The following is a 15,385-nucleotide window of genomic DNA, read 5'->3' as shown; positions in this document are numbered from 1 at the left end:
ATTCAAGGAAAAAAGCCAGCTATACCGCTTCGACTGCAGGCCTCATAGTCCGTAAATTCCTGCGAATCACTACCCACACAAGGATCCAATAGATGGCATAGTTCAGGGCATAGGCCATGACGACACCCTCAAGCCCCACCGCCCTGATCAGAAATACCGCCAACACATAAAACAATAACGACCCAATTATTTCAGTAAAAATAAAAGCCTTGAACATTGCCTTGCCCAACATGACATAAGCAATGATCCAGCTGCCAATCTTGAGTGCATCACCGACCAACTGCCAGGCAAACAAGTCAGTGACAGGTACAAAATCAGCACTGAACAAAAACAGTACGATGGGCTCTCTCAGCAAATAGATCACCACCGCTGCCAAGACAGTCAATGGCAAGATAACCCGGTACCCAAAACCGATTTCAGCCATCAACTCTGGATACGTCTTGAGCTCTGATAGTCGTGGCAGGAAGTAGATCGACAAGGTCGTGGTCGCCATCATCAAATAGGCAGAACTCAAACGCCACATGGCTTCCCAGTATCCAGCCGCATGCCACCCCAGCGTCTGTCCAATCTCGCTCCGGATCAACATCTGGGTGACAGGAAGGCAGGCCGCCGAAACGATTGCCATCACCGCATATTTCAACAGGTTCCTGACGACACCTTTATCCAGCTGACCAAAGAGCATGGAAAAATTGAAAAACTTCAAGCGGCGACACACGACCAGCGTGGAAAAAAAGGCCACGGACTGATACGTAGCCAACGCGATGAGCGCACCTTTGAGCCCATAAAAATGGACCAGAACAGCCGTAATCAGTACGGAAAGTACGCTACCTGCAATATTGCAGACCACATACCGGGCGATCTCCTTGAGGCCATTCAGCACCGCCAGAAGAAAGGTATTCAAAATAAGAAACACCAAACCCACAGCAAACCAGGCAAACACATCGGAAAGCCCGCCATCATTCAGCAATCTTTCCGCCAACGCTTCACGAAAAAAGAACAATGCACACGCAATGACCAGACTTACCACAACGCTCAAGGTGCCGGCCGTACGCCAGACGGCTACCCGGCGCTTGGCATCATCCGCATACTCGGCCGTATACTTGGTAACTCCCGTGTTAAAAGCACCACCAATCAGCGTAGTGATCAAGGCAACCACATTCTGAAACTGACCGAAGGCCGCGTACCCTGCCGGACCAACGTACAAAGCGAGTATTTTATTGATACCAAGCAGCGCCAACATCTTAGTGACGACCGCAATACCGTTGAGCACGCTAGTTTTGATGAGATTCATCTGTATCGATCCGCAAAAGCACCAAACTTTCCAATCACTACGCACACCTCGAGCAGCGCCGTCAGTTCATTGGGAATGCCAAAAAGCCATGAGCCCTGCCGGCATGCAAAGTGCCATACAGGGTCATGACCCTTCTTCGACGGACTAGAAGCCGTTACACGCGCCGATGACGTGCTCAATCGCTTCCTGTGTCATCGTCGGATCCATCGGCAGGCTGAGCACCTCCTCATGGATCCTCTCCGTGACGGGAAGGCTCAGCCCGTTCAGGTGCTGGTAAGCTTGCTGCTTGTGAGGCGGGATCGGGTAGTGAACCAGGGTCTGTACCCCCTTCGATGCCAGGTGCGCCTGTAGAGCGTCGCGAGCGGCAGTGCGGACAACATACAAGTGCCAGACATGCTCGCCTTCATCGCCATGCGATGGCAATGCGATTCTCGAGTTCTCGATACCCTTGGCGTAGCATTTGGCAATATGGCGACGACGCGCGACCTCGTCATCCAGATGCTTGAGTTTCACATCCAGCATGGCAGCCTGAATTTCATCAAGACGGCTATTGACGCCAACGTAAATGTTTTTGTACTTCTCGTGTGACCCATAATTGCGCAGGGCACAAAGCACTTCCGCCAACTCGGAATCGTTGGTGGTGATGGCACCACCATCCCCCAGAGCACCCAAGTTCTTGCCTGGATAGAAGCTGAAGCCGGACGCGTCGCCCCAACCGCCGACTCTCTTGCCCTGCACTGCGGCACCGTGCGCCTGGGCAGAATCCTCAAGTACTAACAGGCCAAATTCTTCAGCAATTGCACGGATCGCCGGCATGGGCGCAATACGCCCGTACAGGTGTACAGGTAGAATCACCCTGGTACGTGAGTTAACGGCTGCGCGAACTGCTTCGGGCTCGATATTGAAGGTCGCAGGATCGGGCTCTACAAGCACCGGCGTCAGGCCACTTTCAGTGATGGCGAGCACACTGGCAATGTAGGTATTTCCTGGAACGATGACTTCATCGCCATCCTTCAATCGCCCGAGCAACTTCCAAGCTTTGAGCGTCAGGGTCAACGCATCAAGGCCATTCGCGACCCCAATACAAAATTTGACGCCGCAGTAGTCGGCAAAATTACTCTCGAAGCGCTTCAGCGCACCACCATTGATGTACCAGCCTGAATCGATAACATCAGCACAGGCCTTCAACAACTCGTCCCGATATTGATGATTGACCGCTTTCAGGCTCAAAAAATCAATCACGACCCAACTCCCTGATTATTTTGGCAGGATTACCGACTACGACAGCGTAGTCAGGCACATCTCTTGTAACAACAGCACCAGCGCCAACCATCGCATGCTTGCCGATCGTGATACCCGGTAGCAGAGTTGCATTTGCGCCTATGCTGCAACCTTCTTTGAGTAGCGTTTTTGCGTACGCCTCGGGATACTGCCTGGAGCGGGGTATCTTGTCATTGGTGAACGTAGCGTTGGGACCAATGAAGACATTATCCTCGACGCTGACCCCTTCCCACAGGTACACACCACATTTGATGGTTACGTTGTCACCTATGGCAACGCCGCCTTCGATGAAGGTATGTGCACAAACATTACAATCCCTGCCGATTCGAGCACCCCGCAATACCACGGCATACTGCCAGATTCGCGTGCCCTCACCTACATCATCTGTTTGAACATCAGACAACTTGTGAATACTGGCCATTGCCAATCAGCCTCTTGAAATCCCGATAATCACGAATATAGTCGCGCTCGTCATACACTTCACTTGCCACGACCACCAGCACGCAATCCTCACTGAAATCGTGCATCTCGCGCCAGACCATATTACGAACAAAAATTGCTTTGTTTGGCCGATCAATAATATGCTCGACCCGTTCGCGGCCGTCATCCAGCACCATCCGGCAACTTCCCGAGACACAGATGATCAATTGTTGCAAATCACGGTGCGCGTGGAAGCCCCTGCTGACACCTTGCTGGGTACCGAAAATATAATAGATACGCCTGATCGAGAACGGAATATTGAGGTTCTTCTCAATACCAATCAAACTACCACGGTCATCGCTGTGCGATTCCAGCTCAACGATATCTACTTTACCGGGTATCAGATAATCCGTGTGTTCAGCCTTGGTGAAAGTCGGCGCCATCCGATCCTTCTCACTCACCACCGGAGCAACCGTCGTCGGCCAGTCAATTGCCAGATCAGGATCATCCCAGGCCAGGCTCCGCTCATGAACCTTGGAGTAGGTATCCGTCGTGCGGTACTGGAATACAGTGTCATCCTCAAGCGCCATGAAACCATGAGCGAAGCCTTCGGGAATCCAAAGCATCTTTCGGTTCGCTGCGGACAACGTTACGCCAACCCACTGCCCGAACGTCGGTGAACCTTTACGAATATCGACTGCAACATCATAAGCAGCGCCTTGACTCACATTGACGAGCTTGCCCTGCGAACAAGGCGACAGCTGGTAATGCAATCCTCGGACAACTCCTTTCTTCGACATCGAGCAGTTTTCTTGGATGAACGGGCGCGGCACCGGCAAATCACACGCCCTCAACAGCGCGTGAAATTTAGGCTCACTGTAAAACTCGTAAAACCAGCCCCGCTCATCCTCGAAGATTGTTGGTTCGATAATGACAATTTCGGCAATGTCTGTCTTTGTAAGCTTCACTCAGCCAACCTCATATAAATATCGACAGATTCATCCCTGTCACACAACATTTCCCAACTACACTTACAGCACGTCGTTCTTTAAGCCAAAGCTTCATAAGCGCAATTCACAGCTGGTGCGTCACCCATCACACATTTTGCGACACCTGCCAGCCCAAAGGACTGCTGCGTACGCCACGCCATGATCACAACGATGCAGCCACTCATTTTGCCAGTGAACCACTGTTGAGACCACAGCATTTTGCCTTGGGCCCTCGCAGCGCGTTGATCACTTCCAACCACGCCCGCACACACAGCGCCAGCCCTCCTCCAAACGGGCCGAGGAAAAACTTCCTAACATAATCATGGGGTTATGCGCCTTTAGAGACCATAAGTTGTCCGCCGCTGCGTATTTGACAAGGCTTGAACGCCTTCCAATGCGTAGGTCACGACAAAATCAACCCTCTGCGCATCGAAACAATTTTCATTTAATTAAGCCATCGGACCAACGGCCCAAACAGGCCGCCAACACCTCCCAGGGCCTTGACCCCAGGCACCCTGCTTTTTGCCAGATAAAAACGGAGCCGCCCCAATTACAGACAGCCCCTCAACAGCGCCTACAAACAGGTATCTTCGCTAAAAGCCAAAAATTCTATAAATCAGCTTTTTGCAGCACTGAGCTGCGTCTCGGGCAAAAGAACATTGACTTGACGCGAGAGCCCTTCCGGCAAAACATTCGACACAGTACCAGCAACCTCAACGGTTCGCATACGCCGCAGATTTGTCTTGTAAGCAGCCCGTACAAGCGCCATGACGATCCCAAGCATTACACCAACAAGGAAAGTGAACATGACAATCAGTGCTTTGCGCGGCTTTATAGGCTTAGCGGATGCGACGGCTCGCTGATCAATACTGACCAGTTGCAAGCCTTGCAGCTGCGTATCAATGTTTTGCAGTCGCACGCGCTCAGCCCGCAGCGCTTCGACACCTTCCAGAAAGTTCTGATCATTGTCCCGAGCCTTGATAGCCTCGACGCTACGGTTGTTGGAAAGCAACAGGAGCTCTTTACGAATTTCGCCGATTCTGGGCTCTACAAAATCATCCGAGGCACGCTTGCGCAAAGCAGAACGCTCAGCCTCAAGCACTTCTGTCCCCATAAAATAAAGCGGAACCGGCCTGCCATTTACTTCGGTACGAATGATGTTGCCACTTCCAGAAACCTCATCAGCCATCAAAGAGGGTGTGGAAGGCTTTTTCAGGCCCAGACTACGGGCAATACCTATGGCTTCATCAAGCTCTGCCAAACGCGCCTCACGCTGCAACTTTAGCTGTACACGCAATGCCTTGAGTTCATCATTTAATTGCGCTCGCTTGATGGAGTCATTTTCTTCAAGGCGAGCGATACGACCCTCGTTACCGGTCCGATATTCAGCTAGGGCATTACTTAACTTGGCATCTACTTCAACCAAGCGGTTAGCCAGAATAATCTGCATATCCCTTGATAACTGAGCACGCTCCTGCTCCATAGCATAATCAACGAAATCATTAAGCACCGCTGCGCCATTGATATCTCTGCCGTAACGCAATTTCAACCCGATGAAGTCACTTAGCAAATTAGCCTTCTTCGAATCAGCCTGTTCTAGGCTAAGCGCAGTATTATTGAATTCTTGAAAAGCTTGCTCAAGACTCTGTCCTTCTTCCTGGAAGGCGTTGACAAGCTCGGGCCTGGAACGGAAGTAATCCAGCCGCGCACTGTAGGAGTCCAATCTCGCACCGACTCTCCTCAGGGCTTCTGCAGGGGGGAGCGAGTAGATTTTTGAGCGATTCAACGCATCCAGCTGATTAAGCTCAACGGGGCGCAGCGTGGTGGACGCTTCATACTCAGGGGGGATGACGTAGGCAACCGCAACACCGATGATTGCAAACAAAAAACCGAGGGCAGCGATGAATGCGCGCCTGCGCCAGATAGTGCGAAAAAGGTCAAAGAGGTCTGCTTCACCTGAAGCGGCCATGTAGGAGCCGCGAGGATCAATGTTCACGATGGTTAGCCTGCTTGCTAGCGGTGGTTTACCCAAGACAGGCAGAGTTGGCAAGCGCTTCGTGCACCTTCTTCCAGCTATCCATGTCATCGGCGGAGAAGGTGCATTGTTGCACCTTCCGAACCAGACAACAACGACTTGCGACCATGACTGGCACGCCAAGTTCCCTCAAAAGCTGTTTTTTCGCCTCAACCAACGATCACGCCCCAAGGCCACGCAGGCCCCGATCACGATCCCGGCGAGTACCGCGAACGCCATGATGATCGCTTTTCGCGGCTTTACCGGCTTATCGGGGGGAGAAACTGCCCCGTCCTGCTGATACATAGCTACCAGCGATGGATCGATTTTCAGATTGCGCAAAAAGTTGAGCTTCTCTTGCCGCTCACGAAGATTCGGAATGTACGGGTCATTTGATGGGCGAGCTTCAAGATTGGCTATTTCCGCCTCCAGCGCTTTTGTACCACGCATGTAGGTGAGTGCACCGCCCATCCCTGCAGACACCTCACTGGATAAGGTATTAGAGATGATCGGCGGCTTTTCCAAACCTATGGATTTCGCAATCCGCAATGCCTCATTGAGCTGAGCGATCTGATCTGCGCGCTGATTCGCCGCACTGGCACGAGAAGCCCGGATCTGCTGCTCAAGGTTATCCGCCAAGATCGATATGTCGCTGCGCGTCCCACCAAGCAACTCCTCCTTCGCCCGATCCGCAGCCATTTCGGCATAGTTGGATACCCAGATCGCCGCAAGCCTCGGATCTTCAAGGCTCGCTGTAATCACATACCTGTCAGGAATATCCCTGGCGACCAAGGCTACGGTAAGCATGCTGTTGAACTGGGTGTACAAGGCATCACGCGACCCCGCTCGTTCATCTTGAGTCAGCGTTGGCAGGAAGGCATTTCGGAAGAATTTATCCCGCACCGCCTCAGATTGAAGAGACTTCAAATAGATGCTGTATACATCCTTCGCGCTCAGCGGCGCGAGCCCCGTACCTTCCCCTCGACCGAAATTGAGCTGTGCAATCTCATTCTGGGTAGGAGGCCGAATGTAAAGTTTCGCCTCATACACCGGTGAAACCAGCATCACGTAAGCCAAACCCAAAGCAATAACTGGAATTGCCACCATCACAACCCAAAGCTTTTGCCGCCAAATCCCCTGCACAAGCTCAACCAGGTCAATCTCGTCACTACCACTCAGGCGCTCGCGTTCATTGCGCATTTAGTCTTTTTTTCCTTGGGTCCGTCTGATTGCGTCAACAGAGGGGGGGCCACCTCCAAGCCGCAAGGCCCTCCCACCCCTCTCGGGTCAAGCGTAGAGGCAATTTGCCAACCTGCTCGCGATCTTTCAGTCACTTCGCATTAATCAGTAGTAGAGAGAGCCGACCTAAGGAAGTTCCTCACTTTTTTCCAGATTACGCACTTCCCGCCCAACGGTCATTCCGCAATCGTGACGCTCAGCTCATTTCCCGCCGCCGCAAACGTTTCCCTCAATACCCGTGCCAGCACCTGCTTCGCCCGTCCCTCACCATGCACCAACACTACCTGCCGCGCATTACAACCCCGCGCAAATCTCACCAGCCCCGCCTGATCCGCATGCGCCGAATAGCCTCCAAGCGAAACCACCTTGGCCCGGATCTCATACAGCTCACCATCCAGATCAATCCGCACAAATCCTTCCGCACCTTCACTAGCCTGGATCTCAGCCCCAGGAGTGCCCTTGGCCTGGTAGCCAACAAACACCACCTCATGCCGCGGGTCCGCCAGCATCGCCTTGAGATAGCCGACAATCCTCCCGCCTGAGCACATCCCATTCCCAGCAACGACAATCGCCGGGCGTCCGGTGCTCTTCAGGTAATTCACCACCTGCCGGTGACGTGCGTGTGTATCGACGCAAACCAGCTGACCAAACCCCAAGGGGTCGCGCCCCTGATCCAACCGCGCTCTGGCCTCGTCATTCCAGTAGTCATGCAGCTGTCGATAGACACCCGTAATACGCTGTGCCAATGGCGAGTCGAGAATTATGGGTAGCTGCGACCATGCATAGGTGTCATCGCCCTGCACTACAGCAGGGTCGCCAAGCCCCTTGCGGTGAAGGATATCTTCGAGCTCGAACAACAACTCCTGGGTGCGGCCCAGGCTGAATGCGGGAATGAGGATGGTGCCACGGTCCTGCAGCGCGCGATCGATGACCCGCTCGAGCTGCTGCTGGCGATCACTGCGATCCGGATGAAGGCGGTCACCGTAGGTGCTTTCCAATACCAGAACATCAGCCCGCTCCGGTGGCTGTAACTGGCGCATCAATGGATTACCTTCGTGACCAAGGTCACCGGAGAAGACGATACGCTGATTGACGTCCGCCGTTTGCACATCACATTCCACATAGGCGGAGCCCAGTAAATGCCCGGCACGCTGCAAACGAATCATGCACTTGAGTTCGGATTTTTCGACCACTGTGTGCCAATTCCCAAAGGGAACCGGCACTACCAGACTATCGATGATCTCAAGGTATCGTGCTACGTGGGCAGGCTCGCTGCTGATGGTCAGCTTGTAGGCATCTTCCAGAACAAGTGGCAACAACTTTGCAGATGGCTCACTGCAAAGGATCGGGCCACGATAACCCGCGGCGAGCAGTGCCGGGATTCGCCCGACATGGTCGAGATGCACGTGAGTGATCACCAGCGCCTGGATACCCTGCACTGCAAAATCGGGAGGCAGCGAACCCGCCCCTGAGGGCGCCTCGGCGCCCTGCTCCAGGCCGCAATCCACCAACAGGCTGGTAGTCGAATCCAGATGGAGCCGGTGGCAGGAACCGGTTACGCCGTGGGTACCACCGTGATGGGAAATGCTAGGGAATTGCATATGAATAAGCGCTCGCCTGGGCTTCTGAATGGATGCCTATTACTCCACTCCCCCAACTGCGCGCATAGGTGAAGCTTTCCTACGAAGCTGTAGGCGCCTTCATCAATTGCCGTCGAGCAGCGCTTGGCGTGCAGATGCGCGAATCTTGCGTTTGCTACGCTGCACCCCATAAGCACCAAGCAGCGGACCAACAGCCAGGCCCACGACCAGAGCCGCAAGCACAGGTACCGCCACAGGCAAGGCCGGAGCCGACCAACCGAAGAGCACCAGTGACACGGCCTGCTGATTCTCCAGCACGAAGAACAACACGACAGCCGCCAGCAGCAGCACAAACATCGCCGCCAGGGCGCGCTTCAGGTTACGCATCAGACTGCTCCTTCTGACTCAAGTGTGCTCGTGCTCTTCTTCGTTGACCCGGTCACGCAGCTCTTTGCCCGGTTTGAAATGCGGCACGAACTTGCCTTCGAGCTCGACCGACTGGCCGGTCTTGGGGTTGCGACCTACCCGCGGAGCGCGATAGTGCAAGGAGAAACTGCCGAAACCGCGGATTTCGATACGATCTCCGGTGGCCAGGCATTGGGACATCTGTTCAAGCATGGTCTTGATGGCCAACTCCACGTCCTTGGACGAGAGCAGCCCCTGATGGGTGACAATACGTTCGATCAGCTCCGACTTCGTCATATTTTTCCCTTCGTTATCAAGCAGCTAGATCATTGCTTAATCAGTTTGTAGCACGCCCGGAAGGATTTGAACAGGGTGGTTCTTGACTTAATAAAAAAATTCAAGATTGGATTGTTAAGAAATAAGAGCTGACCCCCTCTTTTGGGGGGCATGCCGTTGTTGCTAGAGGCAGCGTTGATGTCATAAATCGGAAATGTAGCCAGCGTATACGTGAAAATCGTCAGCGCGACACACCTAAGCCTTGTAGGATTTGTCATAATCGCGAGTAAGACGTATCTGCTTTGATCTGACTTAAAGCGGATTCCAAAATACCTATCCTACCTTGCTCGTTGAGTCGTACTCACAAGGATCGTTTATGCGGATCTCTCCCCTTTCGCTCGCACTTGCGACCCTCTTAAGCACCTCGGTCAGCTTTGCTCAATCCGGCGGCCAGCCGCAGCCTTGGGACAATGAGCCATCAGAGTTTCTAGGCGTCCCGTTTCAGGGCGACTTCAAAGCCCAGGTTCCCGAATGCCCTGACAGCAGCCCACGCCAAGCGACGCTGTGCCGGACAAGCACCACGGATCCTGACAAGTATGAGATTCACGGATTGCCCTACCTTCCGATCAGTTCTGGATACCAGCTTTTCGCGGCCGTGAAAGACGACGCTGTCAGTCAGCTGATGTTGACCGGCAATTCCAGCAGCCTCGAATTGGTCAATGATTTTCTGACGGATACCCTGGGGCAACCTAGCTCGAGCTTGAGCCGCCGGATCCAGCTAAGCTCGGGTGCTTCCTATGAGATGAAGACCATCTCGTGGCAAGGCAAGCGAGTCGCAGTGCATTTCCAGCGAAACGAAAGCGACCTGAGTCGCTATACCGTCACGTTCACACCTTCGGCAGCAGACCTCAAAACCTTGGGCGCTAACTCGGCAGTCGGCACCCCAAGCGAACAAACTGCTGCTCGCTGAGCTGGAGAGCCCAAGGGCTTCCCCCGTGCTCTCGGTGGCTTGACGCCGTATTAAACCGCCCTGCACGAAACACACTACATCCACGAAATCGCAGGCAAAAAAAGGGTGGCCCGAAGGCCACCCCTTTTTACCGATCAAACAGAACTCAGTTCTGCTTGGCCATTGCTTCGCGCAGCAGCGCAGCCATGGTGGTGTCGGCAGCCGCTTCCGGAGCGTTTTTCAGGCTCTGGATGGCTTCACGCTCTTCAGCGTCGTCTTTCGACTTGATCGACAGGCTGATGACGCGCGATTTGCGGTCAACGCTGATGATCTTGGCTTCGATCTCTTCGCCTTCCTTCAGGACGTTACGCGCGTCTTCAACGCGGTCACGGCTGATTTCGGAAGCTTTCAGAGTGGCTTCGATGTCGTCGGCCAGGGTGACGATGGCGCCTTTGGCGTCAACTTCTTTCACGATGCCCTTGACGATAGCGCCCTTGTCGTTGACAGCAACGAAGTTGGAGAACGGATCGTCTTCCAGCTGCTTGATGCCCAGGGAGATGCGCTCGCGCTCTGGGTCAACCGACAGGATGACGGTTTCCAGCTCGTCGCCCTTCTTGAAACGACGTACGGCTTCTTCGCCGGTTTCGTTCCAGGAGATGTCGGACAGGTGAACCAGGCCGTCGATGCCGCCGTCCAGACCGATGAAGATACCGAAGTCGGTGATCGACTTGATGGTACCGGTGATCTTGTCACCCTTGTTGAACTGGCCGGAGAAGTCTTCCCATGGGTTGGACTTGCACTGCTTGATGCCCAGGGAGATACGACGACGCTCTTCGTCGATGTCCAGAACCATGACTTCCACTTCGTCGCCAACCTGAACGACTTTCGACGGGTGGATGTTCTTGTTGGTCCAGTCCATTTCGGAAACGTGTACCAGACCTTCAACGCCTTCTTCCAGCTCAGCGAAGCAGCCGTAGTCGGTCAGGTTGGTAACGCGAGCCTGTACACGGGTACCTTCTGGGTAACGTGCAGTGATAGCGACCCACGGATCTTCGCCCATCTGCTTCAGACCCAGGGAAACGCGGTTGCGCTCACGGTCGAACTTCAGAACGCGTACGTCGACTTCGTCGCCAACGTTAACGATTTCCGATGGGTGCTTGATGCGCTTCCAGGCCATGTCGGTGATGTGCAGCAGGCCGTCGATACCGCCCAGGTCCACGAATGCGCCGTAGTCGGTGAGGTTCTTGACGATACCTTTGACTTGCTGGCCTTCCTGCAGGGTTTCCAGCAGGGCTTCGCGCTCGGCGGAGTTCTCGGCTTCCAGCACGCTGCGACGGGAAACGACAACGTTGTTGCGCTTCTGGTCCAGCTTGATGACCTTGAATTCCAGCTCTTTGCCTTCCAGGTGGGTGGTGTCGCGCACTGGGCGGACATCAACCAGGGAGCCCGGCAGGAACGCACGGATGCCGTTAACGTCGACAGTGAAGCCGCCCTTAACCTTACCGTTGATAACGCCCTTGACCACTTCTTCGGCGGCGAAAGCTGCTTCCAGAACAATCCAGCACTCGGCGCGCTTGGCTTTTTCACGGGACAGTTTGGTTTCGCCAAAGCCGTCTTCGACCGCGTCCAGCGCAACGTGAACTTCGTCACCGACCTTGATGGTCAGCTCGCCAGCTTCGTTGTAGAACTGCTCGAGCGGGATGACGCCCTCGGACTTCAGGCCAGCGTGTACGGTAACCCAGTCGCCGTCGATGTCGACAACGATACCGGAGATGATGGCACCCGGCTGAAGATTGAGGGTTTTCAGGCTTTCTTCAAAGAGTTCTGCAAAGCTTTCGCTCATTTTAATTCCTGTAGATTCGGGCGAAACAGACGCCCATCGCCACATTCCAGACAATGTGGGTTTGTTTTAAGTAAAGGAAAGCCGGCAGGACGTTGACTGGTGCCCCCGCCTGCTCTCCTGGCTATCAGACCAAGTCGCGCTGGGCGAGCTCGCTCCTGATACGTTGCAACACCTGCTCGATGGACAACTCGGTAGAGTCCAGCTGAATGGCATCGGCCGCTGGTTTCAGCGGGGCCACTGCACGCTGGGTGTCACGTTCATCACGCGCACGAATCTCATCTAGCAGACTCGACAGACTAACATCTTCGCCCTTGCCCTTCAACTGCAGGTAGCGGCGACGGGCGCGCTCCTCGGCACTGGCGGTGAGGAACACCTTCAGCGGCGCGTCCGGGAACACCACGGTACCCATGTCGCGACCGTCTGCAATCAGGCCTGGCATTTCACGGAACGCCCGCTGGCGCTCCAGCAGCGCATCACGCACTGCTGGCAGCGAGGCGACCATCGAAGCACCGGCACCGACGGTTTCGGTACGGATGACCTGGCTGACGTCCTCGCCCTCGAGAATTGTCTGTTGAAGCTTACCGGGCTGGGCGGCGATGAACTGCACATCCAGATGGGCGGCAAGCTTCGTCAGCAGCTCTTCGTTGGTCAGGTCGACGCCGTGATTGCTGGCGTTGAAGGCCAGCAAGCGGTAGAGCGCGCCGGAATCCAGCAGGTGCCAACCGAGCTCGCGGGCCAGCAGCCCGGCGACCGTACCTTTACCGGAGCCGCTCGGGCCGTCGATGGTGATGACCGGTGCCAGGCTATTCACGCTTTGCCCTCTTCGGCGACGCGGATGCCGACGTCGGCGCACAGCTTGAGGAAGTTGGGGAACGAGGTGGCGACGTTGGCGCAATCATGGATGCGGATCGGCGCACTGGCACGCAGCGAGGCAACGCTGAAGGCCATGGCGATTCGGTGGTCACCGTGACCGTGCACTTCGCCACCGCCGAGCTGGCCGCCGTCGATGATTATGCCGTCCGGGGTCGGCTCGCACTTGATGCCCAGGGTAATCAGGCCGTCGGCCATGACCTGGATGCGGTCGGACTCCTTCACCCGCAGCTCTTCGGCGCCACGCAGCACGGTACGCCCTTCGGCGCAGGCAGCGGCAACGAACAGTACCGGGAACTCGTCGATGGCCAGCGGCACCAGCTCTTCAGGGATATCGATACCCTTGAGCCTGGCGCCGCGCACGCGCAGGTCGGCCACGGGCTCGCCGCCGACTTCACGCTGATTCTCCAGAGTGATGTCGCCGCCCATCAGGCGCAGGATGTCGATCACGCCGGTGCGGGTCGGGTTGATGCCAACGTGCTCGAGCACCAGCTCGGAGCCTTCGGCAATCGACGCAGCCACCAGGAAGAACGCCGCCGACGAGATGTCTGCCGGCACTTCGATACGGGTAGCGGTGAGCTTGCCACCGGATTGCAGCGAAGCGACCGGGCCGTTGCTCTCGACCGCGTAACCGAAGCCGCGCAGCATGCGCTCGGTGTGGTCACGGGTCGGGGCCGGCTCGGTGACGGTGGTCTTGCCTTCGGCATACAGGCCCGCCAGCAGCAGGCAGGATTTGACCTGGGCACTGGCCATCGGCAGCGTGTAGGTCAGCGCCTTCAGCTTGCTACCGCCACGAATCGTCAGTGGCGGTCGGCCGTCCGGGCCAGTCTCGACCACCGCGCCCATTTCGCGCAGCGGGTTGGCCACGCGGTTCATCGGGCGCTTGGACAGCGAGGCGTCGCCGGTCATGGTGACATCGAACGGCTGGCCGGCCAGCAGGCCGGAGAGCAGGCGCATCGAGGTGCCGGAGTTGCCGACGTAAAGCGGTCCAGGTGGCGGCTTGAGGCCGTGCAGGCCGACGCCGTGGATGGTCACGCGGCCATGGTTCGGGCCTTCGATGACCACACCCATGTCACGGAATGCCTGCAGGGTCGCCAGGGCGTCCTCGCCTTCGAGGAAACCTTCGACTTCGGTCGTGCCTTCGGCCAGCGAGCCGAGCATGATCGAACGGTGGGAAATCGACTTGTCGCCCGGTACGCGGATTCGCCCGGTCAGGCGGCCACCCGGTTGGGCCAGGAAAATCAGATCGTTGGCGTTCATAGCGTCCACATAGGCCCGGCGGGCCAGGATTTTACTGAAATGCTCGCGGGCAACGCGTGCACGAGTGAAAACACCCAGCAGCTGGTGCCCGTCCCCAGCATCGACTGCGTCGCGCAAGGCGTCGAGGTCGCTGCGAAATGTGTCCAGGGTGCGCAGGACTGCCTCGCGGTTGGCGAGGAAGATGTCGTGCCACATGGTCGGGTCGCTACCGGCGATCCGCGTGAAATCGCGGAAACCTCCCGCAGCGTACCGGAAGATGTCGAGGTTTTCATTGCGCTTGGCCAGCGAATCGACCAAGCCAAAGGCCAGCAGGTGCGGCAGGTGACTGGTGGCAGCCAGCACTTCGTCATGGCGCGCCACCGGCATGTGCTCGACATCGGCATCCAGCGCACGCCACAGGCGGTCGACCAGTGCCAGGGCGGCGGGGTCGGTCTCTTCCAGCGGCGTAAGGATGACCTTGTGCCGACGGAACAGGGCAGCGTTGGAGGCCTCTACCCCGCTCTGCTCGGAACCGGCGATGGGGTGGCCGGGCACGAAGCGCGGCAGGCGCTCACCGAAGACGGCACGCGCTTCACGCACGACATTGCCCTTGGCGCTGCCGACGTCGGTGATCACGGCATTGCCGAGGTCAAGCCGGGCCAGGCGGGCGAGGACCTTTTCCATGGCCAGGATCGGCACGGCGAGCTGAATGACGTCGGCGCCGATGCAGGCGGCCGCGAGGTCTTCTTCGCAACGGTCGACCACGCCCAGCTCGACAGCCAGCTTGCGCGACGGGGCGTCCAGATCGACGCCGACCACTTCGCGGCACAGGCCGCTTTCACGCAGGCCCTTGGCGAAGGAGCCACCGATCAGGCCGAGGCCGACTACGACCAGGCGGTTGATGATTGGCGCGGGTTTGGTTTTTGCTGCATTTACCACTGGTGCGAACCCTGTTCAGAAATCTAGGCAGTATGTGAGGCCCATTGGGG

General features: G+C 56.3%; 13 protein-coding genes and 1 pseudogene. 1 reads left to right on the top strand and 13 read right to left on the bottom strand.

Features of this window, described 5'->3' with window-relative positions; translation table 11 throughout:
* Nucleotides 1-19 precede the first annotated feature (19 nt).
* The 10 genes and pseudogenes from APH33_RS18850 to ihfB form a co-directional block, all read right to left on the bottom strand.
* Entirely contained in the window at nt 20-1,291 is a 1,272-nt protein-coding gene (locus tag APH33_RS18850) for an O-antigen translocase (protein WP_054886611.1), read from the bottom strand.
* 144 nt (nt 1,292-1,435) lie between these two features.
* On the bottom strand, nt 1,436-2,533 hold the full coding sequence (locus APH33_RS18845; protein WP_054886610.1) for a DegT/DnrJ/EryC1/StrS aminotransferase family protein: 1,098 nt from the start codon (nt 2,531-2,533) through the stop codon (nt 1,436-1,438).
* On the bottom strand, nt 2,526-2,993 hold the full coding sequence (locus APH33_RS26815; protein WP_082433652.1) for an acyltransferase: 468 nt from the start codon (nt 2,991-2,993) through the stop codon (nt 2,526-2,528). The genes APH33_RS18845 and APH33_RS26815 overlap by 8 nt, the downstream gene beginning before the upstream one ends.
* Complete coding sequence (locus APH33_RS27720) at nt 2,968-3,435, bottom strand: FdtA/QdtA family cupin domain-containing protein (RefSeq protein WP_256218675.1); 468 nt, start codon at nt 3,433-3,435, stop codon at nt 2,968-2,970. Before APH33_RS27720 ends, APH33_RS26815 begins: the two co-directional genes overlap by 26 nt.
* Nucleotides 3,409-3,960 (bottom strand): annotated as a pseudogene (gene rfbC / locus APH33_RS27715) (dTDP-4-dehydrorhamnose 3,5-epimerase); the annotation flags it as partial. The gene APH33_RS27720 and the pseudogene rfbC, both read right to left, overlap by 27 nt.
* Nucleotides 3,961-4,597: 637 nt before the next feature.
* Nucleotides 4,598-5,977 carry a Wzz/FepE/Etk N-terminal domain-containing protein gene (locus APH33_RS18835; RefSeq protein ID WP_256218674.1) on the bottom strand — a complete coding sequence of 460 codons (1,380 nt, stop codon included), beginning with the start codon at nt 5,975-5,977 and terminating at the stop codon, nt 4,598-4,600.
* Between the two features lie 168 nt (nt 5,978-6,145).
* Complete coding sequence (locus tag APH33_RS18830; RefSeq protein WP_054886608.1) at nt 6,146-7,195, bottom strand: LPS O-antigen chain length determinant protein WzzB; 1,050 nt, start codon at nt 7,193-7,195, stop codon at nt 6,146-6,148.
* 215 nt (nt 7,196-7,410) lie between these two features.
* Complete coding sequence (locus APH33_RS18825; protein WP_054886607.1) at nt 7,411-8,835, bottom strand: MBL fold metallo-hydrolase RNA specificity domain-containing protein; 1,425 nt, start codon at nt 8,833-8,835, stop codon at nt 7,411-7,413.
* A gap of 102 nt (nt 8,836-8,937) precedes the next feature.
* A complete protein-coding gene (locus APH33_RS18820; protein ID WP_054886606.1) occupies nt 8,938-9,201 on the bottom strand; it encodes a lipopolysaccharide assembly protein LapA domain-containing protein in 264 nt (87 codons plus the stop codon).
* A gap of 18 nt (nt 9,202-9,219) precedes the next feature.
* Complete coding sequence (ihfB, locus tag APH33_RS18815; RefSeq protein ID WP_054886605.1) at nt 9,220-9,516, bottom strand: integration host factor subunit beta; 297 nt, start codon at nt 9,514-9,516, stop codon at nt 9,220-9,222.
* 355 nt (nt 9,517-9,871) lie between these two features.
* Between ihfB and APH33_RS18810 the strand changes: the two genes are divergently transcribed.
* Nucleotides 9,872-10,465 (top strand): hypothetical protein, encoded by a 594-nt coding sequence (locus APH33_RS18810; protein WP_054886604.1) that lies wholly within the window; start codon nt 9,872-9,874, stop codon nt 10,463-10,465.
* A 145-nt stretch (nt 10,466-10,610) separates the two neighbouring features.
* On the opposite strand, the gene rpsA is transcribed toward APH33_RS18810, so the two are convergent.
* The 3 genes from rpsA to APH33_RS18795 all read right to left on the bottom strand — a co-directional run bounded on the left by rpsA (nt 10,611) and on the right by APH33_RS18795 (nt 15,302).
* Nucleotides 10,611-12,287 carry a 30S ribosomal protein S1 gene (gene rpsA / locus APH33_RS18805; RefSeq protein WP_012313291.1) on the bottom strand — a complete coding sequence of 559 codons (1,677 nt, stop codon included), beginning with the start codon at nt 12,285-12,287 and terminating at the stop codon, nt 10,611-10,613.
* A 124-nt stretch (nt 12,288-12,411) separates the two neighbouring features.
* The gene (gene cmk, locus APH33_RS18800; protein WP_054886603.1) at nt 12,412-13,098 is read right to left on the bottom strand and encodes a (d)CMP kinase; all 687 of its coding nucleotides are present in this window, start codon (nt 13,096-13,098) and stop codon (nt 12,412-12,414) included.
* Nucleotides 13,095-15,302 carry a bifunctional prephenate dehydrogenase/3-phosphoshikimate 1-carboxyvinyltransferase gene (locus tag APH33_RS18795; protein WP_054886631.1) on the bottom strand — a complete coding sequence of 736 codons (2,208 nt, stop codon included), beginning with the start codon at nt 15,300-15,302 and terminating at the stop codon, nt 13,095-13,097. Before APH33_RS18795 ends, cmk begins: the two co-directional genes overlap by 4 nt.
* Nucleotides 15,303-15,385 lie beyond the last annotated feature (83 nt).

The sequence above is a fragment of the Pseudomonas sp. NBRC 111130 genome (assembly GCF_001320485.1).
Classification (GTDB): domain Bacteria; phylum Pseudomonadota; class Gammaproteobacteria; order Pseudomonadales; family Pseudomonadaceae; genus Aquipseudomonas; species Aquipseudomonas vlassakiae.
Note: the sequence above shows the minus strand (reverse complement) of the source record. Positions and strands in the feature narration are given on the sequence as shown.